Below are 24,585 nucleotides of genomic sequence, written 5' to 3' on the forward strand. Positions count from 1 at the left end.
GTGTGGGATTCGAACCTACGACCAATTGGTTAAAAGCCAACTGCTCTACCAACTGAGCTAACGACCCGCTGTGTGGTGGCGCGTATAATACTGATTTTTAAGGACTATTCAACACCTATTTTGAAATTTATTGAAAATAAGGTGTTGGGTCGCTGATTCCGGCCGCCGCAAAGCCTTCGGCACGTAGCCGGCAGCTATCGCACTTGCCGCAAGCGCGACCGTTGTCGTCAGCCTGATAGCAGGAAACGGTCAGACCGTAGTTCACGCCCAGCTTGGTCCCTGCCTGTACGATCTGCGCCTTGCTGAGATTTTGCAGCGGCGCCTGAATGCGAAACCCATTTCCCTCAACGCCGGCCTTGGTCGCCAGATTGGCCATCCGCTCGAAAGACTCGATGAATTCGGGACGGCAATCCGGGTAACCGGAGTAATCCACTGCATTGACGCCGATAAAGATATCCCGCGCACCAAGCACCTCAGCCCAGCCCAGTGCCAGGGACAAGAACACGGTGTTACGTGCAGGCACGTAGGTGACTGGAATACCTTCCCCCAGCTCTTCCGGGATATCGATACTGCTGTCGGTCAGCGCCGAGCCACCCATGCCGTTCAGGTCAAGACCGATCACCTTGTGCTCGATAACTCCCAAATCACGGGCTACGCGCTCAGCGGCGTACAGCTCGGCGTGAGATCGCTGACCGTAATTGAAGCTCATTGTGTAGCAGTTGTAGCCTTCGGCACGAGCCATGGCCACGACGGTTGCCGAGTCCAGACCACCGGACAGCAGGATGACCGCACGTTTTTCAGCGGTGTTCAGTTGTTCTGTCATTTCAGCGCCCCGGCTCGTCATTCCAAAGATATTTATGCAATTGCAATTGCAAGCGCACAGGCAGATTGTCCGCCACCACCCAGTCCGCAAGATCCCGAGCATTCAGGTCATGATGGCTTGGCGAAAACAGGACTTCCCCCGCACGCTGATCCAGACCGTATTGGATCAGCTTGGATACGGACCAGTCATAGTCTTCCCGCGAGCAGATGACAAATTTCACCTGGTCGTTGGGCGTGAGCAGCTCAATGTTTTCGTAGCGATTGCGGTGCGCCTCTTTCGACCCCGGAGTCTTGAGGTCGACAACGCGACTGACCCGGGAATCTACCGCCGAGATATCGATAGAGCCACTGGTTTCCAGTGACACTTCGTAACCGGCGTCGCACAAGCGCTTGAGCAAGGGAATGGCATTGGGTTGTGCCAGGGGCTCGCCGCCCGTGACACAGACATAGCGCGGACGAAACCCAGCGACCTGCTCGAGGATATCGTCGAGGGTACGAATGGTTCCGCCGGTGAACGCGTAGGCGCTGTCGCAGTATTGGCAACGCAACGGGCAACCGGTCAGGCGCACGAAAACAGTGGGCAGGCCGGCAGTCCGAGTTTCACCCTGCAACGAGTAGAAAACTTCGGTAATTCTCAATGTGTCTTGCATAGTCGCCACGGGCGTAACAGCTAAACAGGCTGTCCGCCTCCGTCAGGCACTTCAAGGAACCCCGGCAATGCGCAGATCCCAAAAAGCGTGTTTCAGAAAAAGGGGGTGAATTCTAACGAAAAAACCCGCGACAAGCGCGGGTTTCTTCGAAACGGGTCAATCAGCTTACATTTTTTGCAGATCGCGTTGAGCCAGCTGAGCAGCGGAAGTACCCGGATATTGGGACACCACCTGCTGCAAAATGCCTTTTACCCGGTCGGTATGACCCAGTCGACGCTCTACGTCAGCGAGCTTGTACAGCGAATCAGGCACTTTGGCGTGCTTGGGATACAGCTGCGAAACCTTGGCAAATGCCTGACCTGCACCTTGCAAATCGCCTTTGGCCAAGTTCACTTCACCCAACCAATACTGGGCATTGCCCGCGTATTGGCTGTTTGGGTATTTGCGCAGGAAAGCGGCGAAAGCCTGGCTGGCCTTGTCGAAATCCTTGGCTTTGATCAGGTCGAAGGCAGCATCGTAGTAGAGCTTTTCCTTCGCCGGATCAGCCGGTTCGCTACCCGCGGCGGGCGCTTGAGCGGCTGCCGCTCCTGCGCCAGCTGCTGCAGCGGGGGCGTTCAATTCGCCACCGCCTGAAGAATTTTCAGGAGTCGCGGCTGGTGCAACGCCGGTTCCTATGCGCCGATCAAGATCCTGGTATCGCTCCAGGTTTTCCTGCTTCATGCGCGCTACATCATTTTGCAGAACCTCGATTACACCTTGTTGGCGCTCGATTTGTTCCTGCATTTGTTGGAGCTGGTTGAACAGCTGGCCCTGTGCCGAGACAGGGGCCGAAACCCCTCCCCCGGCATAGGCGCCGTTCGTACCGTAACCCGCAGGCGGATAACTGCTCCCGCTATTGCCGGAGTCATTATCGACCACAGGAACCGCAGCCCACGCCGCAAGCGGCGCAAGGCTGAGAGCCAGAATAGTTACAGCACGACGGCACGTTCGCATGACGAATTACTTACGCAGTTCGACGCGACGGTTTTGAGCCCAGGACTGCTCGTCGTTGCCGGTAGCAACAGGACGCTCTTCGCCGTAGGAAACCAGTTCCAGCTGAGCTGGGGAAACACCTTGCAGTACCAGGTAGCGTTGAACGGCTTTCGCACGACGCTCGCCCAGTGCCATGTTGTACTCACGAGTACCACGTTCGTCGGTGTTGCCTTCCAGAACAACGCGAGCGCCGTTTGCTTTCAGGTCTTTGGCGTGAACGTCCAGAGCGCGCATGGCTTCTGGCTTCAGGTCCGAGCTGTCGTATTCGAAGTAGAAAGTGGTGATAGCGCGCAGGGCAGCTTCTTCGCTCAGGGAGCCGTCAACTGCACCAGTGTTTGCGCCGTAACCAGCGTTTGGATCTACCGCGCCTTCACCGGCATTGTCGCCGCCTTTGGACGAGCAACCTACAGCTACAGCCATGGCCAGTGCCAGCGCAGCAAATTTTCCAAACTTCAGCATTTCCATCGTGAAACTCCTAATGAACCCCAGTGTGTTAAGTAAAACGTATAGCGCCGCGTCAGTTCAGGTAAGGGGACCAGGAAGGTTCTCTGACTTCGCCTTGTGCGGTAGGAAGCGGGAGCCTTACGCGTCCATTGATGGACACGAGCATCAAGACTCCCCGGCCCTGCTGGCGGGTGGCGTAGATTACCATGGTGCCGTTGGGCGCGACAGTGGGCGACTCGTCCAGAGTGCTATCAGTGAGGATTTTTACACTACCTCGCTGCAAATCCTGGGCCGCCACCTTGAAATTGGTGAAACCGTCCTGGCGGTGAATCATTACCAGGGTCTTTTCGTCAGCCGACAATTTAGGGTTGGCGTTGTAGTTACCCACAAATGTCACACGCTCTGCACCGCCGCCGCCCACGCTGGTTTTGTAGATCTGCGGTTTGCCGCCACGGTCGGAAGTGAAGTAGATGGTCGAGCCATCCTTACCCCAGAACGGTTCGGTGTTGATGCCCGGGCCGTTGGTGACGCGGGTGATCTGACGCGAACCGAGGTTCATCACGTAGATGTCCGGGTTGCCGTCTTTCGACAGTACGAACGCCAGACGATTGCCATCCGGCGACCAGGCTGGCGCGCCGTTCAGGCCTTCAAAGTTGGTGATCTGCTCGCGGCGACCGGTGTCGATGTTCTGCATGAACACACGTGGGCGCTTTTGCTCGAACGAAACGTAGGCGATGCGTTTGCCATCGGGAGCGAAACGCGGCGACAGAATCGGCTCGCGCGATTGCAGCAGGGTCACCGCGCGCGCACCGTCATAGTCCGAACGCTGCAGCGTGTAGCGAGTGTTTTTCTCGGAGAAACGTTCGGCTGTCACGTACAGCAGGCGAGTCGAGAATGCACCTTTGATACCCGTGAGTTTCTCGAACGACTGATCGGCAATGTAGTGGGACATGTCGCGCAGTTGATCGACACCGCCCGAGACGCTACCGGTCAGCACCTGCTGCTCGGTGGCGACGTTGAACAGCGCGTATTGAACCTGCAGGCGACCGCCTGCAGGTGCAATGCTGCCCACCATGACGTACTGGGCGCCCAGCGCCTTGAAGTCACGGAAGATGATTTCGCTGGCCTGACTTGGCTGGCTGATCATGTTCTGCTTTGGAATTGGCGAGTAGTAACCCGAGTTGCGCAGGTCGTTACCGATGATTTCGGCCATGTCATCCGGCAGCACACTGCCGCCCTGATTGCCAAACGGCACGACCGCGATTGGAGTCGCCCGATCGCTGCCGCTGGTGACCAGAATGTTTTTCTCATCTGCCATCGCCATCCCTGCCATGCAGCAGATAACGACCAGCATTCCTCGTAGAAGGTTTCTCACAAGGCTAGATCCTCAGGTGTGAATGTCATCTTGAATGAACGATACGGAGCGAAATCGCTCGGCTTCATTCCCTGCATTTCTGTCAAACGTCCAATATTCTTCACCGCTGCGACAGCCGAGGCGTCAAACGGACCATCGCCACTGGACTTGGCCACGCTGACCGAGGTCACGGTACCGTCCGGCAACATGCCGATTTGCAACACGACCGTCATGCCTTTACGGGCCGACGGTGGACGAGCCCAGCCTTCCGCTGCACGCGCACGAATCAGGTCATCGAAACTGCCGGCGACTTCGTCACCCTGCTCATCCGCCAAGGCCTGCTGACGCTGCGGCGTGTCGGAAAGCAAATCTGCCAAGGCCTGAGCCTTTTTGTCTTCGGCGGATTTACGTGCCGCGTCCTGCGATTTCTTCTTCGCAGCATCGGCAGCAGCTTTCTTCTTCGCTTCATCGGCGACTTTCTTCTTCGCCTCTTCAGCTTCAGCTTTCTTCTTGGCGTCTTCCGCGGCTTTCTTCTTCGCGTCTTCGACGATCTTTTTCTTCGCTTCTTCAGCGGCCGCTTTCTTGGCCTCTTCTTCAGCAGCCTTCTTGGCTTCTTCTTCAGCTTTCTTCTTGGCTATATCAGCCAATTGTTTCTCTTCTGCCTTCTTGGCTTCGGCGGTCTTCTTCGCTTCATCGGCTTTCTTGGCTTCATCAGCCTTTTTCGCCTCTTCCGCTTTCTTCGACTCGTCGGCCTTCTTGGCTTCCTCGGCCTTTTGAGCCGCTTCTTCTTTCTTTTGTTCCGCAGCTTTCACCGCTTCCTGCTCAACCTTTTTCTGCTCTAACTGCTCGACTTCGGTCTGACGCGCGGCGGATTTCTTCGCCTCACCCGCAATCTTCTGATTGGTCTGGGTGGTTGCCTGACTTTTCGATTTCAGTTGGTACAGGGTCGCCTGGACAATCGGCTTGGCGGGCGGCAACTCCGGGGTAAAGGCAAAACTAACGAACAGCATGCCGAACACCAGCACGTGCAAGCCAATCGCCCAGACACTAGGCCAGAAGTAGCTTTCCGAGGCAGACGGCTCTCGCATTTGCTGCATCAGGGTGCCTCGGTAATCAAGCCGACATTACCGACGCCGGCTTTCTGCAACCCGCCCATCGCGCCCATGACGGAGCCGTAGTCGACACTCTTGTCGCCGCGAATGAAGACCTGGGTACGCTTGCCGCCTTCGTTGCCGACGCGAATGATCTTGGTCACCGCATCGGTCATCTGCGGCAGGGTCATCGCCCTGTCCTGCTGTTTCTCGGTGTCGACTTCGCTGCCAAGGTTCCAGTAGTAGGTCTTGTCAGCCTTGATCGAGATGGTCAGGACCTGAGTGTTGTTGTCCTGCGGCAAGGCTTCGCTGGAAACCTTGGGCAGATCAACTTTCACGCCCTGATTGAGCATCGGCGCGGTCACCATGAAGATGACCAGCAGTACCAACATCACGTCGATGTAGGGCACCACGTTCATCTCGGCGACCGGCTTGCGCTTGTTTCGTGCTCGAGCGATTAAAGCCATTGAAAATTACCTGCTTATTCTTCGCTGGTGTGCACTTTACGGTGCAGGATCGCCTGGAATTCATCGGCGAAGGTGTAGTAACGGCCGATCAGCGTTTCGCTGCGAGCGGCGAAACGGTTGTAGGCGATTACGGCGGGGATGGCTGCAAACAGGCCGATCGCGGTTGCGATCAGGGCTTCAGCGATACCTGGCGCTACGGTGGCCAGGGTCGCTTGCTGGGCAGTGGCCAGGCCACGGAAGGAGTTCATGATGCCCCAGACCGTACCGAACAGGCCGATGTACGGGCTCACGGAACCGACGGTGGCCAGGAAAGGCAGGCTTTGCTCAAGCTTTTCTTCTTCGCGGGAAATGGCGACACGCATGGCACGGGCCACGCCTTCCATGACCGCTTCAGGATCAACACCGGACTGCTGGCGCAGACGGGAAAATTCCTTGAAACCAGCGCGGAAGATCTGCTCTACACCCGAGTCAGGGTCCGGGTTGCTGCCAGCCTGGCGGTAGAGTTTGGACAAGTCGATACCCGACCAGAAGCGCTCTTCAAAGCTCTCCAGGGCACGTCGACCGGCGCGCAGCAGGTTGCTGCGCTGAAAGATCATGACCCATGAGGTCACCGATGCGGCTACCAGGGTCAGCATTACCAGTTGCACCACGATGCTGGCATTGCTGACCAGGCTCCACATGGAGGAATGGTCGACGACGTTAGCTTCCACGCTTTATCTCCTGCTTTGAGTGTGTACCCGCGCCGCTCACGTCGGCAAAGGCCGCTCGCAGAGCTTCGGGAATGGCCCGGGGTTTCAAACTGTTAGTGCGCACACAGGCCACCAAAAACTGCCCTTCGCAGAGCAACGCATCATCCGTAGCCCGCCTGACCTGCTGCTTGAAACGCAGGCTGACACGGTTCAATTCGATTACTTCAGCGCTTACCAGCAGTTCGTCGTCCAGTCGCGCCGGCGCGTGATAACGCGCTTCGCTGGAATGCACGACGAACAACAGGTCCTCCCCTGCCAGCTGCGATTGGGCAAAGCCCAGCTCTCGTAGCCGCTCGGTTCGAGCCCGTTCCATAAACTTGAGGTAATTGACGTAATACACGATGCCGCCCGCATCGGTGTCCTCGTAATAAACGCGACAACGATGTGCGAAAGGCTCAAGCCCGTTTTGCGCGCGCATACTCTAGTGCTTACTCCTCAGGTTGCCAATCCGGCAGGCAACTGTTTTTCATTGTTCTGCAGCTTTCTCGCAAAAGTACGGTCCTAGGACAGCACAATGCCCGAAAATTCAGCCTGCAAATGTTAATTAATCGTCAACGGCATCGAGAAACTCGTCTACCACGGGCATCTCACCCAATCGTGACGGAATGTTTAAGCCGAAGTGCAGGTAGGCATGCCGCGTCACCACCCGCCCGCGAGGCGTACGCATGATGTAACCCTGCTGGATCAGGTAAGGCTCCAGCACATCCTCAATGGTGTGCCGCTCTTCACTGATGGCCGCGGCGAGGCTGTCGACGCCGACCGGTCCGCCATCGAACTTCTCGATCATGGTCAACAGCAGACGCCGGTCCTGATGATCGAAGCCGCGCTCGTCCACATCCAGCAGGTTCAAGGCCATATCGGCCACCGGCTTGGTGATATGGCCCTTGGCACGAACTTCGGCGAAGTCCCGCACCCGGCGCAGCAAACGGTTGGCGATCCGCGGAGTGCCACGGGCACGCCTGGCGATTTCGAAGGCACCTTCCGGATCCAGTGGCAAGCCGAGAATACCCGCCGAACGACCGACAATCGTCGACAGATCGGCGTTGCTGTAGAACTCCAGGCGCTGGACGATCCCGAAGCGGTCCCGCAACGGGTTGGTCAGCATCCCCGCCCGTGTCGTTGCACCGACCAGGGTGAAGGGCGGCAGATCAAGCTTGATCGAACGAGCTGCCGGGCCTTCGCCAATCATGATGTCGAGCTGGAAGTCTTCCATCGCCGGGTACAGCACTTCTTCGACAATCGGCGACAGGCGATGGATTTCATCGATGAACAGCACGTCGTGGGGCTCAAGGTTGGTCAACAGCGCCGCCAGATCACCCGGACGCTCGAGCACCGGGCCCGAGGTGCTTTTGATCGAGACCCCCATTTCCTGGGCGATGATGTTGGCCAGCGTGGTTTTACCCAGGCCTGGAGGACCGAAAATCAGCGTGTGATCCAGGGATTCGTTACGCCCACGAGCCGCCTGGATGAACAACTCCATTTGCTCGCGAACGGTCGGCTGGCCAATGTATTCGGCCAGGCTGACCGGGCGAATCGCCCGATCCTGGACTTCCTCGCGCTCACGGGGACTGCCCGTGGCGGCGATCAGACGATCAGCTTCAATCACTTAGATCATTCCCTTCAGGGCACGACGAATCATGTCTTCACTGCTCAAGTCTTTCTCCTTGATCGCGGAAATCGCCTTGCTGGCTTCCTGCGGCTTGTAGCCCAAGGAAATCAGCGCGCTGACCGCGTCATTTTCAGCGGTATTGACCGGGGCAGGGCCGTCGGGCTGGTTAGGCACCAAAGCAAACATGGCCGGCACGGTTTCCCAGGCCTTGAAGCGGTCCTTGAGCTCCACCAACAGGCGCTCTGCGGTTTTCTTGCCCACGCCAGGCACCTTGGTCAGCGCCGAAGTGTCCTGAGACTGTACGCAACGAACCAACTCGTCGACTTCCAGGCTCGACATCAAGGCCAGTGCCAGTTTTGGCCCTACACCATTGAGACGGATCAACTCGCGAAAAAAGTCTCGCTCGCGCTTACCGACGAAGCCATAGAGTAACTGTGCGTCTTCGCGCACGACCAAATGGGTGTGCAAGGTCAGCGGTTCACCGACCGACGGCAAGCGATAAAGCGTGGTCATGGGCACTTCAAGCTCGTAGCCCAAACCGTTTACATCCAGAATCAGATGCGGCGGCTGTTTTTCAGCCAGTGTGCCGCGCAAGCGTCCAATCACGTTACAGATCCTTGAGCGTTGGCCAGCCCGGAGCCAGCGACTGACAGAGCAAGGGTGTGGTGCCGACAAAACAGGCGCGACACCCTCGTTCCAGAAAAATGATTGCTGATGCTATCAGAGACGCAGACGCCCGCCACGACTGCGTGCCGTTCCCAGGCCATGGGGTAACAGGCTCGATCGGGTGTGAGCATGGCAAATGGCAATGGCCAAGGCATCCGAGGCATCGATTTGTGGTTTGCTGGTCAGCTTGAGCATATGCATGACCATCATCTGTACCTGCTCTTTATTGGCAGCACCGGTACCGACAACGGCCTGTTTGACCTGGGTTGCGGTGTACTCGGCGATTTCCAGGCTTTCCTCCGCGCCCGCCACGATGGCAGCGCCACGGGCCTGCCCCAGCTTCAGGGCGGAGTCGGCATTACGGGCCATGAACACTTTTTCGATGCCCATGGTCACCGGACCGTAGGTCTGAATGATTTCCCGTACGCCGCGATAAACGATTTGCAGGCGCTCGTGCAACTCGCCGGCCCCCGTGCGAATGCACCCGGAAGCCACGTATTCACAACCACGGCCGGTATCACGAACCACGCCATAACCGGTAATGCGCGAACCGGGGTCGATACCAAGAATTAAAGTCATAACGCCTGCGGAATTTGATGCATTGCCTGAACGTAGTGTAGGAGCTGCCGGAGGCTGTGATCTTTTAGCCCTTGAAATCAAAAGATCGCAGCCTTCGGCAGCTCCCACAGGGAGCATGAGCCGAAGTCTGCGATCTGTTCAAAGGATCATTAGCCCAGCTGCGCGGCCACCGACTCCGGGATATCCGCGTTGGAGTAGACATTCTGTACGTCATCGAGGTCTTCGAGCATGTCGATCAGCTTGAGGACTTTCTCGGCGCCTTCCAGATCCAGTTCGGCACTGGTGGTTGGCAGCATGACAATCTCCGCGTCATCTCCTTTGAAACCCGCAGCTTCCAGCGCGTTACGCACGGAATAGAACCCGGCAAACGAGGTGAACACGTCGATGGAGCCGTCTTCGTTGGTCACCACGTCATCGGCGTCGGCTTCCATGGCCGCTTCCATCAAAGCATCTTCGTCGACGCCAGCGGCAAAGGATATCTGCCCCTTGCGCTCGAAAAGATAGGCCACCGAGCCGTCAGTGCCGAGGTTGCCGCCACACTTGCTGAACGCGTGACGAACAGCGGCCGCGGTGCGGTTGCGGTTGTCTGTCATGCATTCGACCATCACCGCCACGCCGCCCGGGCCATAACCTTCGTAGGTCAGCTCGACCATGTCATCGGTATCGGCCGCACCCGCACCTCGGGCGACGGCCCGATCGATGATGTCGCGGCTCATGTTCGCGCCAAGGGCCTTGTCCAACGCCAGACGCAGACGCGGGTTAGAAGCTGGGTCACCGCCACCCTGACGGGCCGCGACAGTCAGTTCACGGATCCACTTGGTGAAGATCTTGCCTTTCTTGGCATCCTGACGTTCTTTGCGGTGCTTGATGTTTGCCCACTTGGAATGACCTGCCATATCTCGCTCCGAATTCTCTTTGAAACCTTGCCCGCCACGCTGAGACGCGCCGGCCGGCAAACAAAAATCTTGAACTGCATGCTCTATAAAGAAAGAGCCATAAAGAAAGGGCGCATCAAAAGATGCGCCCTTTCAGGTCAGCCTTACTCAGCCTTAGGCGTTTCGCGCAGACGAATGTGCAGCTCGCGCAATGCCTTGGCATCCACCTGGCCCGGAGCCTGAGTCATGACGTCTGCCGCGCTCTGGGTTTTCGGGAAGGCGATCACTTCACGGATCGACTGGGCGCCGGTCATCAACATCACCAGACGGTCCAGGCCGAAGGCCAGACCACCGTGCGGTGGTGCGCCGTATTTCAGAGCGTCGAGCAGGAAGCCGAATTTCTCTTCCTGTTCCGCTTCATTGATACCCAGCAGGCGGAACACAGTCTGCTGCATTTCTTTACGGTGGATACGGATCGAACCGCCGCCCAGCTCGGTGCCGTTCAGAACCATGTCGTAGGCACGGGACAGCGCGGTGGCCGGATTGGCCTCCAGCTCTGCCGGGGTGCACTTCGGAGCGGTGAACGGGTGGTGCAACGCGGTGAAGCTGCCGTCATCGTTCTCTTCGAACATCGGGAAGTCGACAACCCACATCGGTGCCCATTCACAGGTCAGCAGATTGAAGTCGTGACCCACCTTGATCCGCAGCGCGCCCAGGGCTTCGCTGACGATCTTGAACTTGTCTGCACCGAAGAACACGATGTCGCCATCGACTGCGCCGACGCGATCGAGGATCACGTTCAGGGCTGCTTCAGGAATGTTCTTGACGATTGGCGACTGCAGGCCTTCGACGCCTTTGGCGCGCTCGTTGACCTTGATGTACGCCAGGCCCTTGGCACCGTAGATGCCAACGAACTTGGTGTAGTCGTCGATTTTGCTGCGCGGCATGCTCGCCCCGCCAGGTACGCGCAGTGCGGTCACGCGGCATTTTGGATCGTTGGCCGGGCCACTGAAGACCTTGAATTCAACGTCTTTAAGCTGGTCGGCAACGTCCACCAGCTCCAGCGGGTTACGCAGGTCAGGCTTGTCGGAACCGTAACGACGCATGGCTTCTTCGAAGGTCATGTGCGGGAAATCGCCGAACTCCAGACCCAGCACTTCCTTGAACAGGTTGCGGATCATGGCTTCGGTCAGGCCCATGATGTCTTTTTCATCGAGGAAGCTGGTCTCGATGTCGATCTGGGTGAATTCCGGCTGACGGTCTGCACGCAGGTCTTCGTCACGGAAGCACTTGGCGATCTGATAGTAACGGTCGAAGCCGGCGACCATCAGCAGTTGCTTGAACAGCTGCGGCGATTGCGGCAAGGCGAAGAAGCTACCGGCGTGAGTGCGGCTCGGCACCAGATAGTCACGGGCGCCTTCCGGGGTGGCACGGGTCAGGATCGGCGTCTCGACGTCGAGGAAGCCATTCTCGTCCAGGAAGCGGCGGATGCTGGTGGTCATGCGCGAACGCAGACGCAGCTTCTCAGCCATTTCCGGGCGACGCAGATCGAGGAAGCGATAACGCAGGCGGGTTTCTTCGCCAACGTCGGAGAACTCGTTCAGCGGGAACGGCGGGGTTTCCGCTTCGTTCAGCACTTCCAGTTCGTAGCCCAGCACTTCGATCATGCCCGATGCCATGTTGGCGTTGGTAGCACCCGCTGGACGCAGGCGAACCTTGCCGGTGATCTTCACGACGAACTCGCTGCGCACACGGTCGGCGGCGGCAAAACTTTCAGCGCGGTCAGGATCGAACACCACCTGGGCCAGACCATCACGATCACGGATATCGAGGAAAATCACCCCACCGTGGTCACGGCGACGGTGGACCCATCCGCAAAGGGTAATTTCCTGGCCTTCCAGGCTTTCGTTCAGTTGGCCGCAATAATGGCTGCGCATCATGGTAGTGGGTTCACTTCTCGTAATTCGAAATTCGGTTGGAGACCTTGCGTGCATCCTGTGCAAGAACTCGCGCGTGTTGTTCAAGTCAGGCTCTAAACCTAGTCAGCTTTGTCGCCGCCGGCCAGGTTCTTCTTGGAACCGGTTTTGAAATCGGTCTCGTACCAGCCATTGCCGCTGAGGCGAAAACCCGGCATGGACAGCATTTTCTTAAGCTCTGGCGCCTGACAGGCAGGGCAGTCGACCAGCGGTGCATCGCTGATCCTTTGAATAGCTTCCAACTGATGACCACAGGAAGCACATTGGTAATCGTACATCGGCATGGGGTTGTCTCGGCAATCAGATTGCTACCGCGCCCACCGGGTTTTGCGGCAAAGGGCGGGATTATATCCATTAAATGCAGCCTGTGCAGCCGTAAGACTGCACAGATCGACACGCTGTCTTTTTTACATCCACAGCTAAGCCAGGACCACACCACGCTCTTCCTTGAGACTGTGCACAACGCAGACAACCCGCACCAGCGCACTGAAATTCCTCACCCCGCCATGGCGCAAATGCACTTCGCGATCCACGTAGGACAACAGCGCACTGACCGAACAGCAGTTAACCTTGGCCATCTCGCCCAAGATATCCCAGTACACCTGTTCCAGGCGCAAACAGGTGGCGAAGCCATTCAAACGGACAGATCGGGACAATGGCAGGGCCAGTCCCATATCAAATTCACTGACAAACGGATCAACCCTGATGTCTTTTAACGGACCCATCTTCCCTTCGTTTCGCCTGTCGTCATAAACCATAACGTTGACACTCCTTTGCCGTTCCAGGTTTCCATAAGCGCAATTTGCCTTCTTATAAAACCGCGAGGGCAACGCTATATCCAGACGACTTGTTGACCATCCGCGTAGGAGAAGCCAACAACGCTAGGCAGATCACGGACAGCGTCCTACTCCGGAGCTTTTCCTACGCCGACTAGTGAACGTTCACTCAACAGACAGGTATTTTTTGAGAGAAAGGTAAACGCGCGAATAGCACTCACAGAGCGACATTCGCGCGTCCGGGTGTTACTGATCCAGCAGAGCCCGCAACATCCACGCGGTTTTCTCGTGAACCTGCATACGCTGGGTCAGCAGATCGGCCGTGGGTTCGTCGCTGACCTTTTCGAGCAGCGCAAAGATGGCGCGAGCCGTTCGCGTTACGGTTTACTGACCTTCGACCAGTTGCTTGATCATATCTTCAGCAGCCGGCGCCCTGCTCTTCTTTAATGGAGGACAGTCGCGCATATACGGAATAAGCACCGGGCGCCGGGAATCCGAGCGCGCGAATCCGCTCGGCAATCGAATCGACAGCCAGGGCCAACTCGTTATATTGCTCCTCGAACATCAAGTACAGGGTCCGGAACATCGGCCCGGTAACGTTCCAATGGAAGTTATGGGTTTTCAAATAAAGTACGTAAGTGTCCGACAGCAGACGCGAGAGCCCCTAGACGATGGACTTGCGATCCCTCGCAGCCCAGGATCGCCCACCGACCTGCCATAAATGCCCCCCAACAAACCGCTGGACGCCCTGATTTGAGTAGCCTGCGGCTTTGCTGTTAAATAGACAGTGTGTCGTTAGTGCCTATTTTTCCGGGTACTGCGCATAGGCTGATATCGGGCACGTGTCCAACGCCTCCTATTGTTTTGAAGCGAACCGTGTTCCATCAGCTCTTCCTTGTGAGCTGTCTTAAAGTGAGTCAATCAAAATGTTGAAAATCGTCCACCTGCTGATAGGTGCAGCGGCATTGCTGCTGTCCTTCATCCCTAGCCTGCGATCCGAAGCCGTACCTTACCTGCAACAATCCGATGCCTTGTACCTGGCCCTTTTCGGCCTGCTCAACCTCACCCTCGCACCTGTCATCCCTTACTGGAACAAGGGTGCGCGTCATCAATTGCAAAACCTGGTCAGCGCCCTCCTGGTTCTGGCTGTCGTTCTGCAAACCCTGACGCTGATCGCACCGATGCCAGTCATCGCCGGTCAACCTGCCGTCCTGTTCAGCCTGGTAGCCGCTCTGGTCGCTGTTTTTCTGCACCTGGCCATCAGCTTCTACAAATCGTCACCCGCTGCCGCTTCGCCAAGCTACGACATGAGCAACCGCGATACCGGCACCGTAAAGTGGTTCAACACCTCTAAAGGCTTCGGCTTTATTTCCCGCGACTCCGGCGATGATATTTTCGTGCATTTCCGGGCTATTCGCGGAGAAGGCCACCGCGTCCTGGTCGAAGGCCAGCGCGTGGAGTTCTCTGTCATGAATCGTGACAAGGGCCTGCAAGCTGAAGATGTGATCGCTGCACTGCCTCGACGCTAATTCAAGGCGAAAAAAAACCGCGAACGGCCCGGCTGCTCGCGGTTTTTTTGAGCCTGCATTTCAATAATGGGGTGGAGGAGCCTCTTCCTCGAAAGCCTCGAACTGGCCGGCCATTTCTTCCTGACGCTTGAGCAGCGCTGCCATTTGCAACTGAAGGCGCTCAACCGCCTTCTGCTGAGCCGCCAGCACATCGTTCAACGCCTGAATGGTGTCATCCTGAAACGCCAGCTGACTCTCCAGATCGGTAACGCGATCTTCCAGGCTCATGTCTTAGCCCTCCACAAACGTGAAATCGTCAGCCAACACCAGACGCAGCCGCTCACGAATTGCCGCGACCTGTTCTGCACTGTATGGCTTGGCCGGGTGCTTGCCCCAGACCGGAGCCGGCCAGGCGGCGTCCTCTCGTTTGCGCACGATCACATGCATGTGCAACTGGCTGACCACGTTCCCCAGGGCCGCGACGTTCAATTTGTCCGCGTCGAACGAATCCTTGAGCAACTCCGATAGCGCGGTCGTCTCCTGCCACAGCTGCTGCTGATCGGCGACATCCAACTGAAATATCTCGCTGATATCGTCGCGACGAGGTACCAGAATGAACCAGGGATAGTTCGAATCGTTGGACAACAGCAGCCGGCAAAGCGGGAAATCACCAATCGGTAGCGTGTCTTGTTGAAGTCGTGGATCTAAAGCAAACACTGCGCGCACTCCCGCCATGTCATCAATTTTCAGCTTAGCGCCCATCCCGAGAGATCGCGCACCAAGCGACTGGACGGCAGCATACCTGCGAACGTCGCCAGCTTCACGACGAACCACGATACCCACGGATGAAGTTTCAAAAATGGCCGCTACCGTGCCCCGACTTAAGACACTTCCCATCAAAACGCACCACGACCGGACTCCCGACATCAAAAACTGCGTTGAAATGACCGAAAGACAACGATCTGTTCATGCTTGAAGAGATGCCCACTGTATGGATTCAGTACAGCGTGTAAAAATTTTTGCACCAAAAACGCACAGTGCGTCTACGCTGATCACTTCGCGTATCCGCCAATTACTCAACGGCGGGGTGAACCGGTAACATTTCTGGTTGTCATGGGGCGGTAACACGATGGTCAACACGATGCGATGGATGGCGTCAAGCCCCAACTCCAGTACGATGAGAGCCCCGGATTTATGAGGTTTTTATGGCAGAAGGCAGCACTTCAGAAAAAAATATCGATGAAAACCTGATTTGTGCACGCTTGTTGCATTCACACCCACATCGTCTATAAGGCGCCGCTGGAAGCGGTAACCTTAAGACTAAAAAAACAGTGGCAAGGTAGCCCGATGGAGATTCAAACGTTTCACCATGGACTCTTTTTACTGAAGCACCGGCTCAGAAAAACAGCATTAAAGTTGTCAGTCCGGTTGCATCGAGGCTGTAAATTTGCGACATCTAGCAAGCTGTTAGCGACAGGGTCGTAAAGAAGCTGAAAGCTTAGGTGCGCAAGTATCGCCAACATTGTCGGCGTGATATAAGTTTGCGCCGACACAAAAAGAAAGAGCCGCCCAGATAATAAAACAGGTGGGACGGCAGAACTCTTCTAAAAACCAAAGGAGCAAATCACGATGCGCGTGATGAAGTGGAGCATGATCGCACTGGCTGTTGCAGCTGGTACCTCGCAGTTTGCAATGGCGTCCTCGCAAGAGGAATCCAAGGGTTTCTTCGGCGACCAGAGCCTGAAACTGAAAACTCGTATCGAGTACATGAACCGCGACTTTAAAAACGGTGCTGGCAACGACCCTGATGATGATGGCGTTAACGAAAGTGGCTATCGCCAGGACACCGGTATCAGCCAACTGTTGACCTATGAGTCGGGCTTCACTCAAGGTGTTGTTGGTTTTGGCCTCGACGCCATGCTCATGGGCTCTGCCAAACTCGACGGCGGCTCGGGTCGTGCCGGTAACGGTCTGTTCGCCTCCGACAGCGATGGCAATCCAGAAAAATCCCAAGGCAAAGCCGGCGGCGCAGTTAAACTGCGTCTCTCCGACACCGTCCTGAAATACGGTCGTCAATTTGTTGCCAGCCCTGTATTTGCTACCGATGACAGCCGTATGCTGCCAGAAGTCGCTGAAGGCACCCTGCTGACCAGCAAGGAAATCAAAGGCCTGGAACTGAGCGCCGGTCGATTCACCGCATTGAGCGCTCAGACCGGCATGGGTCATGACACTGTCGGCGGCATCTCGGATGAAGACGGCAATCACGGCAAAGGTATCAGCAGCGCCATCAACATCTTCGGTGCCAGCTACGCCTTCACCGATAACTTCAGCGGTGCCCTGGCTGCATCGGACGCAGATGATTACTTCAAGAAGTACTACGTCAACCTGAACTACACCCTGCCAATCAACGACGAGCAGTCGCTGAACTTCGACCTGAACGGTTATAAAACCAAAGGCGAGAAGCGTGGTGATGAATTTGTAGCCCTCAACGACGGCGTCGCTGGCGTAGACAACAACCTGTGGTCCCTGGCAGCTGCTTACAGCCTCGGCGCTCACAAGTTCACCCTTGCTTACCAGCAGTCCAGCGGCGACAACGCTTACTACTATGGCGTTGACGGCAACAGCACCATCTTCGTATCCAACTCCATCCAAATCTCCGACTTCGTGGGTCGCGATGAGAAGTCCTGGCAGGCTCGCTACGACATCAACATGGCTACCTACGGCGTCCCAGGTCTGAGCTTCATGACCCGCTACGTAGCTGGTAACAACATTACCGTTGCCAACGCTGGTGAAGGTAAGGAAAACGAGTGGAACCTCGAGTCCAAGTACGTAGTCCAGGAAGGTCCAGCCAAAGACCTGTCCTTCCGTGCGCGTTTCGCCAATTACCGTGCAAACGGTGCATACCAGAGCTATGCGCGTGACAACTACGACACCCGTCTGATCATCGAGTACCCGCTGAACATTCTGTAATCAGGGTGTAAGGCCGAAGTACTGTAAAAATAAAACCGCCCACCTTCTTCAGGTGGGCGGTTTTTTTATGCCTGCCAGATACCCACTTCGCGAGCAAGCAACTTCGTGTCATAACGTTAGTACTTTTTTCAATGAACTGAATAACGCGCACAAAAAAGCCCAAGTGACTTTTCATCTCTTGGGCTCATTGCCACTAGCCATTTTCAACACTAGCCAGTGAACTACTGTTACTGCGTTGCCGCTTCCTGAACCACACGAACGACCCGCTGTGGAAATGGAATATCGATACCGGCTTTTTTCAAGCGGTCCCGGGATTGCTCGTTAAACATGAACATCACATCCCAGTAATCAGCTGTTTTCACCCAAACACGCAGTGAAACCGTGATCGAACTATCGCCCAGTGTCGAGATAACGGCCTGAGGCGCCGGATCAGTCAAAACTCGCGGATCCTTGGCCAACTCCAGCATTACCTGACGCGCCTTTTGCAGATCCGCTTCGTAATCAACACCTACATCAAACACCACTTTGCGGGTTGGTTGACGGTTGGTATTGGTGATGATGCCATTGGACAGGTTACCGTTTGGCACGATGATGGTCTTGTTATCACCAGTGCGAAGCACAGTGTGGAAAATTTGGATGCTGTCGACCGTACCCGCCACACCCTGGGCTTCGATCCAGTCACCAATACGGAATGGGCGAAACAGCAGAATCAGCACGCCACCGGCAAAGTTCGCCAGGCTACCCTGCAAGGCCAGACCGATCGCCAGACCCGCCGCACCGATGGCCGCCACGAACGATGTGGTTTCCACGCCGATCATCGACGCTACGCTGACGATCAGCAAAATCTTCAGAATGATGTTCGCCAGGCTGCTGATAAAGCCCTGCAACGCCTGGTCTGCATTGCGCAACGCGATCAGACCGCCGAGTTTATGCGTGACCTTGTTGATCAACCACCAACCGATGGCCAGGGTGATCACCGCCAGCAGCACGCGGCTGCCGTATTCCATGATCATCGGAATCCAGGCTTGGGACACCTTGACCAGGTTATCTACTTCAGCATTCAAGTCCATCTACGTTCTCCTGATTTGCGGCTATCCGGCACGCGAAAAATAGCGGCAGAAAGACCGACCCTGTCCGGGGCAATCGTTTCTGCCGTTGCTTGGGCCTCGGACGCCGAAAACGCCGAGAGGTTCCCGTGCCGGGATCAGTCGCGGAAGTTGTTGAACTGCAGCGGCATGCCGAATTCCTTGGCCCGCAGGGCTGCGATGGCTTCTTGCAGATCGTCGCGCTTCTTGCCGGTTACACGCACCTGCTCACCTTGAATGGCGGCCTGAACCTTGAGTTTGGCGTCCTTGATGTGAGCAACGATCTTCTTCGCCAACTCCTTGTCGATGCCTTCCTTGAGGACGGCTTCCTGTTTCATCAGCTTGCCGGACGCAAACGCATCCTTGACTTCAAGGCACTGCACATCGATCTTGCGCTTGACCAGGGCCAGCTTGAGGATCTCAATCATCGCTTCGAGCTGGAAATCGGCTTCAGCGGTCAGGTTGACGGTCAGGTCCTTTTCCTTGAACTCGAAGCTGCCTTTGCCTTTCAGGTCATAGCGACGATCAAGTTCCTTGACGGCGTTCTCGACCGCGTTGGTGACTTCGTGTTTGTCCAGTTCGGATACCACGTCGAACGACGGCATGTAATCTCTCCAATAAATAGGGCGCGCTCGATCAAGAGGGAGCACACCTGGCTTGCGGTAAAAATCCGCGCTGATTATAACGGGTCTTTCCCATCATTCACTGCGAGCCGTCCATGCGCGCGTTAAACAGAGCAAAAAGCTGATGTCCACCACCTGGCATGTACTGGGCGCCGGCAGTCTCGGCACGTTATGGGCCACCCGTCTGGCTCGTGCCGAGGTACCGGTGCGGTTGATCCTGCGCGATGACACGCGATTGCAGGCCTATGAGGCGGCAGGCGGCTTGACGCTGGTCGAACATGGCGAAGCCCGACAATACCGCGTACCTGCCGAACTCCCGGACAGTGCCGAGCCCATCCATCGCCTGCTGGTCGCCTGCAAAGCCTACGACGCCGAAAACGCAGTGGCACAGCTGGCGCCACGCCTAGCCCCCGGTGCCGAGCTGATTTTGTTGCAAAACGGCCTGGGCAGTCAGGACGCCGTGGCCGCGCAAGTACCGCAGGCACGCTGCATTTATGCTTCAAGCACTGAAGGCGCCTTCCGCGATGGCGACTGGCGTGTCGTGTTCGCCGGCCATGGCTTCACGTGGCTGGGAGATGCCAGTCACCCCATCGCCCCGATCTGGCTGGATGACCTCGATGCCGCCGGTATTCCCCACGAATGGAGCATCGAAATCCTGACCCGGCTGTGGCGCAAACTGGCGCTCAACTGCGCAATCAATCCATTGACGGTGCTGCACGATTGCCGCAATGGCGGCTTGCAGGATCATCATTGCGAGGTCGCCACACTCTGCGGTGAACTGAGCGAATTGCTCGAGCGCTGCGGCCAGCCGGCAGCGGCCGAGAACCTGCAACAGGAAGTCGAACGGGTCATTCATGCGACATCGGCCAATTACTCCTCAATGCACCAGGATGTAAGCAACCGCCGCCGCACCGAAATCAGCTACTTGCTGGGTTACGCCTGCAAAGCCTGCGACAGGCACAAGCTGAACCTGCCACACCTCAATCAACTGAAGCAGCGTCTGGTCACCCGGCTGCACAGCCTTGGATTGCCCAGCGACTGAGCAGCGGCTACGCTGGCCACTTGTTCCTTTGTAGCGATAAACCTGATGCCATTGCGCCAGCGCCTCGAAAACCTACCTGTCGGCCAGAAACTGCTGGCCGCCCTGTTGGTGCTGTTGACCACTGTTTTGCTGGTCGCCAACCTGACCTTTATCAGCGCCGCGTATTACATCTCCCAGGAAAGCATGGCCCCCCAAGCCTTGCAGACCATTGGCCGGCTGGTGTCCAACCCGAGCCTGATTTCCGATGCCCTGGCCTCACCGCAAAGCGCTCAACGCCTGCTTGACGAACTCAACAGCTATTCGCCGTTGCGTGCTGCTGCGCTGTATGACGGCAAGGGCGAACGCTTGGCGCAGTTGCAGCATGGCGATCATTTGAGCTTGCCCGAGCGTTACCGGCACATCGAATCCTGGCAAGCCACCGAGTTTCGCAGCAATCAAGTCATTACCCTGCCCCGCCCCGGCACCGCGCCGGGCCATCTGCTGCTGGTGGCCAGTAGCGAACTGCCGGTGGCGTTCTATACCGGGACCCTGACCGCCAGCCTCGGGATCCTGATTTTCAGTGTACTGCTGTGGTTGGTCATCGCCCGGCAGATCAAACGCCTGATTACGCGGCCGATCCATCAACTCGAAGAACTGTCGCGCCAAGTGACCCGGGAAGAGAACTACGCCCTGCGTGCCTCCCGAGGCAACCACGACGAAATCGGCAGTCTCGCCGAAGCGTTCAATACGATGCTCTCGCGCATTGAGGCGCGGGAGCAGCAGCTCAAGCGTGCGCGGGACGATTCCCAGGCGGCTTATGACCAGGCTCAGGGGCTGGCGGAGGAAACCCGGCACACCAATCGCAAACTGGAACTCGAAGTCCAGGTGCGCAGCAAGATCGAAAAGAAACTCACGGGGTTCCAGAACTACCTCAACAGCATCATCGACTCCATGCCTTCGGCCCTGATCGCCCTGGACGAACAGCTCTATGTGACCCAGTGGAATCAGGAAGCCAGCGCCCTGTCGGGTACGCGCCTGGACGAAGCCTTGAACCAGCCGATCTTCCTCGCTTTCGAGCCACTCAAGCCGTTTCTGCCACAGCTCAAGCAAACGGTCGAACAACATACGGTTGCCAAGATCGAGCGGGTGACCTGGTTCAAAGACGATGAACCGCGGCATTACGCCCTGACCTTCTACCCACTGATGGGCGGCGCCGGGCGCGGTGTGGTGATCCGGATCGACGACATCACCCAGCGCTTGTCCCTGGAAGAAATGATGGTGCAGTCGGAGAAAATGCTTTCCGTCGGCGGCCTCGCTGCCGGCATGGCCCACGAGATCAACAACCCGCTGGGGGCGATCCTGCACAACGTGCAGAACATTCGCCGTCGCCTCTCACCTGAATTGCCGAAGAACCTCGAACAGGCCGAACACATCGGCATTGAGCTGTCGACCGTCAACAACTACCTGCAAGCACGGGAAGTACCGCAGCTACTCGATGGCATTCAACAGGCCGGCGCCAGGGCTGCGAAGATTGTCACCCACATGCTCAGCTTCAGTCGCCGCAGCACCCGGCAAATGGCCCCCTGCGATCTGCCGGCGTTGATCGACCAAGCGGTGGAGATCGCCGGTAACGACTTCGACCTGGCCATCGGCTTTGACTTCAAGGGGCAGGCCATCACTCGCCAGTTTGACCCTGCGCTAGGCCCCGTGCCCGGTACCGCCAACGAACTGGAACAAGTGCTGCTCAATCTGCTGAAAAACGCCGCGCAAGCCATTCACTTGCGCGAGGACGACCGTGAACCGGGGCGCATCATCCTGCGTACTCGTCTCAATCCGCCGTGGGCGGAAATCCAGGTGGAGGACAACGGCATTGGCATGAGCGAAAGCGTGCGCAAGCGGACGTTCGAGCCGTTTTTCACCACCAAGGAAATCGGCCAGGGCACCGGCCTCGGGTTGTCGGTCTCGTACTTCATCATCACCAACAACCACAAAGGGCAGATGGAAGTGCAATCGACCCTGGGTCAAGGCACTTGTTTCACCTTGCGCCTGCCCTTGGCGGGCACCCCAGTCGTCCCTCAAGAATTCAACCAGCTATCGAGGTAACCATGGGCTTTCGCTTGTCGAAGATTTACACCCGCACCGGGGACAAAGGCGAAACAGGCCTGGGCGATGGCCGGCGCGTGCCCAAGGATCACCCGCGCATCGAAGCCATTGGCGAGGTCGATACGCTGAACAGTCAGGTCGGCGTATTACTGGCTGGGTTGGCAGAGCAAACGGCTGCCTTTCCCGGCTTACAGGAAGTCATCGAGGTTTTGGCGCCCTGCCAGCATCGATTGTTCGATCTGGGTGGCGAACTGGCGATGCCGGAATATCAGGCCTTGAACACCGCAGAAATCGAACGCCTGGAAGCGGCGATCGATGTATGGAATGAGGAACTGGGGCCGCTTGAGAATTTCATTCTGCCGGGTGGTTCGCAGTTGATTGCTCAGGCTCATGTTTGCCGTAGCCTGGCACGCAGTGCCGAGCGGCGCTGTCAGCAGTTGAATGCGATTGAGCCGTTGGCCGGGGTTGGCCTGGCGTACATCAATCGATTGTCGGACTTGTTGTTTGTGGTGGCGCGGGTGATTGCCAAGCGCCAGGGGGTTGCGGAGATTCTTTGGCAGGCGGCGGTTAAGCCTGGGGTTTAGTTAGCGTCTGTCAGGACGCCTTCGCGAGCAAGCCCGCTCCCACAGTTGATCGAGTTCCTTCAGAAGAAATGCGATCAAATGTGGGAGCGGGCTTGCTCGCGAAGAGGGCCATACAAGCACCACAAACCTCACTCGACGCGGGTTTCCCCGGTAAACACCAAAGTCTGCCGGCACCTGCGGCACAAATACCGCCGCCCCTGGCCCACCAACCCGTGACGCTGGGGCGAAAACGGGAAGTCACTGTCGGCACACGGACAGCGGTAGATATACCGCGTGACGCGCCGCCGCTGGATTTCATAGGTGTGGCAGCGGTCCGGCGGCAGTTCGTAAACCCCACGCATGATCAACTGCCATTCCTCGCCATGGGGCTGGATGCGCTCGCCGAACAATTGGTGGGCAATCAGGTGGGCCACTTCATGGGCGACTGTCTGTTTAAGGAAGTGTTGGCTGTTTTCACGGTACAGCTGCGGGTTGAAGCGCAGCAGGTTCTCGTGCAAATGCGCGACACCGGCCTTCTGGCCCCGCAGCTTGAGGCTGACCTGGGGGCGTTTGAAGCTTCGTTTGAAAAAGGATTCGGCTTGCAGGAAACAATCTTCGACGCGGGTATTGAGTTGCTCGGGCATGCTGTACATATCTCCAGAGATGTCCAGTATGCCGCAAACAAGGGTGTATCCGAATCTGTCAGGCGCCGAATGGTCATGCATAACGCACAAAGCCACCTTGCGGTGGCTTTTCCTGCGGGTAAACCGCGTCAGTTGGTGTAGATCGGGCCTACGCCCAGCCCCCAGACGATCACGGTAAAGGCCATGATCGCCACCAGCACCACCAGGCCTACCGCCAGTACCGAGCTGGAAAACAGGAAGCCCTCGTCCGGGTGGATGTTCATGAAGGTCGGCAGCCCCACGTACAGCAGATACACCGTGTAGCAAATGGCCGCCGTGCCCACCACCATGCCCAGCCACATATGCGGGTACAGCGCCGCCAGCCCGCCGATAAACAGCGGTGTCGCGGTGTAGGTGGCAAACGCCACGCAGCGCGCCATGCTGGGGTTGGCGTCATAGGTGCGGGCCATCCAGTGAATGAACGCGCCCATCACCGCCACGCCGCCGAGCATCGCCGCGTAGGACATGAGGGTCATCCACAACGCGCTTTCCACCGTCAGCATCACCGGGGCGCGGCTGCCGATGACCCAACCCACCTGAGTGGTACCGATAAAGGCTGAGACAGCGGGGATGGCCGCGAGAATCAGCGTGTGGGTGAGGTACATGTGGCCGATGCTTTCTTCTTTATCGCCACGAATTTCCCGCCATTCCTGATCGGGGTGGGTGAAAAGTCCCACGACGTGATGGATCATGCCAGTCACTCCTGTCGTTATTACCATCGCCCCCCAGCGGAGCGCCCACGGGCCAATTGGCCTGAAAGGTCTGGATATATGTGCGACCTTATGTCGCAGTATAGGAAGTGATGACCGGAAAAAGTGTGGGGCTTTAGAGCAAATTGCGCTGTAAACATTGGGCTTAATCGCGGCGGGGTCTGTTGATTGGAATGCGGTCAACTGTGGGAGCGGGCTTGCTCGCGAATGCGGTGGGTCAGCTAAATAC

General features: G+C 57.2%; 27 protein-coding genes and 1 pseudogene. 5 read left to right on the top strand and 23 right to left on the bottom strand.

From position 1 onward, the window contains the following. Positions 1-127: 127 nt before the first annotated feature. From queC to ACRESJ_RS02915, 17 genes and pseudogenes are all read right to left on the bottom strand, one after another. Complete coding sequence (gene queC, locus ACRESJ_RS02835) at positions 128-823, bottom strand: 7-cyano-7-deazaguanine synthase QueC (protein ID WP_431756546.1); 696 nt, start codon at positions 821-823, stop codon at positions 128-130. A gap of 1 nt (position 824) precedes the next feature. Beyond that, positions 825-1,472 (bottom strand): 7-carboxy-7-deazaguanine synthase QueE, encoded by a 648-nt coding sequence (queE, locus tag ACRESJ_RS02840; RefSeq protein WP_007995628.1) that lies wholly within the window; start codon positions 1,470-1,472, stop codon positions 825-827. A 165-nt stretch (positions 1,473-1,637) separates the two neighbouring features. Then, the gene (ybgF, locus tag ACRESJ_RS02845) at positions 1,638-2,465 is read right to left on the bottom strand and encodes a tol-pal system protein YbgF (protein WP_431756547.1); all 828 of its coding nucleotides are present in this window, start codon (positions 2,463-2,465) and stop codon (positions 1,638-1,640) included. A 6-nt stretch (positions 2,466-2,471) separates the two neighbouring features. Continuing rightward, positions 2,472-2,969: a peptidoglycan-associated lipoprotein Pal gene (pal, locus tag ACRESJ_RS02850; protein ID WP_003178634.1), complete on the bottom strand. Its 498-nt coding sequence runs from the start codon at positions 2,967-2,969 to the stop codon at positions 2,472-2,474. Positions 2,970-3,021: 52 nt separating this feature from the next. Further along, a complete protein-coding gene (tolB, locus tag ACRESJ_RS02855) occupies positions 3,022-4,302 on the bottom strand; it encodes a Tol-Pal system beta propeller repeat protein TolB (RefSeq protein ID WP_431756563.1) in 1,281 nt (426 codons plus the stop codon). A gap of 17 nt (positions 4,303-4,319) precedes the next feature. Beyond that, positions 4,320-5,399: a cell envelope integrity protein TolA gene (gene tolA, locus ACRESJ_RS02860; protein WP_431756548.1), complete on the bottom strand. Its 1,080-nt coding sequence runs from the start codon at positions 5,397-5,399 to the stop codon at positions 4,320-4,322. Next, on the bottom strand, positions 5,399-5,851 hold the full coding sequence (tolR, locus tag ACRESJ_RS02865; RefSeq protein WP_224537998.1) for a protein TolR: 453 nt from the start codon (positions 5,849-5,851) through the stop codon (positions 5,399-5,401). Before tolR ends, tolA begins: the two co-directional genes overlap by 1 nt. Positions 5,852-5,874: 23 nt before the next feature. Continuing rightward, positions 5,875-6,570 carry a protein TolQ gene (tolQ, locus tag ACRESJ_RS02870; RefSeq protein WP_431756549.1) on the bottom strand — a complete coding sequence of 232 codons (696 nt, stop codon included), beginning with the start codon at positions 6,568-6,570 and terminating at the stop codon, positions 5,875-5,877. Further along, positions 6,560-7,027, bottom strand: coding sequence for a tol-pal system-associated acyl-CoA thioesterase (gene ybgC / locus ACRESJ_RS02875; protein WP_431756550.1), 468 nt, complete (start codon positions 7,025-7,027; stop codon positions 6,560-6,562). The genes tolQ and ybgC overlap by 11 nt, the downstream gene beginning before the upstream one ends. 126 nt (positions 7,028-7,153) lie before the next feature. After that, the gene (ruvB, locus tag ACRESJ_RS02880; RefSeq protein ID WP_431756551.1) at positions 7,154-8,215 is read right to left on the bottom strand and encodes a Holliday junction branch migration DNA helicase RuvB; all 1,062 of its coding nucleotides are present in this window, start codon (positions 8,213-8,215) and stop codon (positions 7,154-7,156) included. Further along, positions 8,216-8,824 carry a Holliday junction branch migration protein RuvA gene (gene ruvA, locus ACRESJ_RS02885; RefSeq protein ID WP_075945444.1) on the bottom strand — a complete coding sequence of 203 codons (609 nt, stop codon included), beginning with the start codon at positions 8,822-8,824 and terminating at the stop codon, positions 8,216-8,218. A gap of 114 nt (positions 8,825-8,938) precedes the next feature. Continuing rightward, complete coding sequence (gene ruvC / locus ACRESJ_RS02890; protein WP_427580739.1) at positions 8,939-9,463, bottom strand: crossover junction endodeoxyribonuclease RuvC; 525 nt, start codon at positions 9,461-9,463, stop codon at positions 8,939-8,941. Between the two features lie 149 nt (positions 9,464-9,612). Beyond that, positions 9,613-10,359: a YebC/PmpR family DNA-binding transcriptional regulator gene (locus ACRESJ_RS02895; protein ID WP_431756552.1), complete on the bottom strand. Its 747-nt coding sequence runs from the start codon at positions 10,357-10,359 to the stop codon at positions 9,613-9,615. 143 nt (positions 10,360-10,502) lie between these two features. Next, the gene (aspS, locus tag ACRESJ_RS02900) at positions 10,503-12,278 is read right to left on the bottom strand and encodes an aspartate--tRNA ligase (protein ID WP_431756553.1); all 1,776 of its coding nucleotides are present in this window, start codon (positions 12,276-12,278) and stop codon (positions 10,503-10,505) included. 98 nt (positions 12,279-12,376) lie between these two features. Further along, on the bottom strand, positions 12,377-12,598 hold the full coding sequence (locus ACRESJ_RS02905; RefSeq protein WP_431756554.1) for an FmdB family zinc ribbon protein: 222 nt from the start codon (positions 12,596-12,598) through the stop codon (positions 12,377-12,379). A 135-nt stretch (positions 12,599-12,733) separates the two neighbouring features. Then, positions 12,734-13,072, bottom strand: coding sequence for a ribbon-helix-helix domain-containing protein (locus ACRESJ_RS02910; protein ID WP_431756555.1), 339 nt, complete (start codon positions 13,070-13,072; stop codon positions 12,734-12,736). 264 nt (positions 13,073-13,336) lie between these two features. Beyond that, a pseudogene (locus ACRESJ_RS02915) lies at positions 13,337-13,763 on the bottom strand (Dps family protein). A gap of 253 nt (positions 13,764-14,016) precedes the next feature. Between ACRESJ_RS02915 and ACRESJ_RS02920 the strand changes: the two are divergent. Further along, positions 14,017-14,619 carry a cold shock domain-containing protein membrane protein gene (locus ACRESJ_RS02920; protein WP_431756556.1) on the top strand — a complete coding sequence of 201 codons (603 nt, stop codon included), beginning with the start codon at positions 14,017-14,019 and terminating at the stop codon, positions 14,617-14,619. A gap of 60 nt (positions 14,620-14,679) precedes the next feature. Here ACRESJ_RS02920 and ACRESJ_RS02925 read toward each other — a convergent pair whose 3' ends face one another. Continuing rightward, positions 14,680-14,886: a SlyX family protein gene (locus ACRESJ_RS02925; protein ID WP_431756557.1), complete on the bottom strand. Its 207-nt coding sequence runs from the start codon at positions 14,884-14,886 to the stop codon at positions 14,680-14,682. Between the two features lie 3 nt (positions 14,887-14,889). Further along, entirely contained in the window at positions 14,890-15,315 is a 426-nt protein-coding gene (locus ACRESJ_RS02930; protein WP_431756564.1) for an HIT domain-containing protein, read from the bottom strand. A 912-nt stretch (positions 15,316-16,227) separates the two neighbouring features. On the opposite strand from ACRESJ_RS02930, the gene ACRESJ_RS02935 reads away from it, so the two are divergent. Beyond that, positions 16,228-17,568, top strand: a complete 1,341-nt coding sequence (locus tag ACRESJ_RS02935; protein ID WP_431756558.1) for an OprD family porin — start codon at positions 16,228-16,230, stop codon at positions 17,566-17,568. Between the two features lie 227 nt (positions 17,569-17,795). Here ACRESJ_RS02935 and ACRESJ_RS02940 read toward each other — a convergent pair whose 3' ends face one another. Then, positions 17,796-18,638 (bottom strand): mechanosensitive ion channel family protein, encoded by an 843-nt coding sequence (locus ACRESJ_RS02940; protein WP_431756559.1) that lies wholly within the window; start codon positions 18,636-18,638, stop codon positions 17,796-17,798. A 134-nt stretch (positions 18,639-18,772) separates the two neighbouring features. Next, a complete protein-coding gene (locus ACRESJ_RS02945) occupies positions 18,773-19,258 on the bottom strand; it encodes a YajQ family cyclic di-GMP-binding protein (RefSeq protein WP_077045697.1) in 486 nt (161 codons plus the stop codon). A 142-nt stretch (positions 19,259-19,400) separates the two neighbouring features. On the opposite strand from ACRESJ_RS02945, the gene ACRESJ_RS02950 reads away from it, so the two are divergent. The 3 genes from ACRESJ_RS02950 to ACRESJ_RS02960 are packed head-to-tail and all read left to right on the top strand — an operon-like array spanning position 19,401 to position 22,984. Further along, the gene (locus ACRESJ_RS02950; protein WP_431756560.1) at positions 19,401-20,318 is read left to right on the top strand and encodes a putative 2-dehydropantoate 2-reductase; all 918 of its coding nucleotides are present in this window, start codon (positions 19,401-19,403) and stop codon (positions 20,316-20,318) included. Between the two features lie 45 nt (positions 20,319-20,363). Next, on the top strand, positions 20,364-22,400 hold the full coding sequence (locus ACRESJ_RS02955; protein WP_431756561.1) for a sensor histidine kinase: 2,037 nt from the start codon (positions 20,364-20,366) through the stop codon (positions 22,398-22,400). Between the two features lie 2 nt (positions 22,401-22,402). Continuing rightward, the gene (locus ACRESJ_RS02960; protein ID WP_431756562.1) at positions 22,403-22,984 is read left to right on the top strand and encodes a cob(I)yrinic acid a,c-diamide adenosyltransferase; all 582 of its coding nucleotides are present in this window, start codon (positions 22,403-22,405) and stop codon (positions 22,982-22,984) included. 128 nt (positions 22,985-23,112) lie between these two features. Here ACRESJ_RS02960 and ACRESJ_RS02965 read toward each other — a convergent pair whose 3' ends face one another. After that, a complete protein-coding gene (locus ACRESJ_RS02965; RefSeq protein ID WP_004371405.1) occupies positions 23,113-23,607 on the bottom strand; it encodes a SprT family zinc-dependent metalloprotease in 495 nt (164 codons plus the stop codon). Between the two features lie 128 nt (positions 23,608-23,735). Further along, a complete protein-coding gene (locus ACRESJ_RS02970) occupies positions 23,736-24,338 on the bottom strand; it encodes a Yip1 family protein (RefSeq protein WP_004371402.1) in 603 nt (200 codons plus the stop codon). Between the last annotated feature and the right edge of the window lie 247 nt (positions 24,339-24,585).

It is taken from the genome of Pseudomonas sp., assembly GCF_050739655.1.
Lineage (GTDB): Bacteria > Pseudomonadota > Gammaproteobacteria > Pseudomonadales > Pseudomonadaceae > Aquipseudomonas.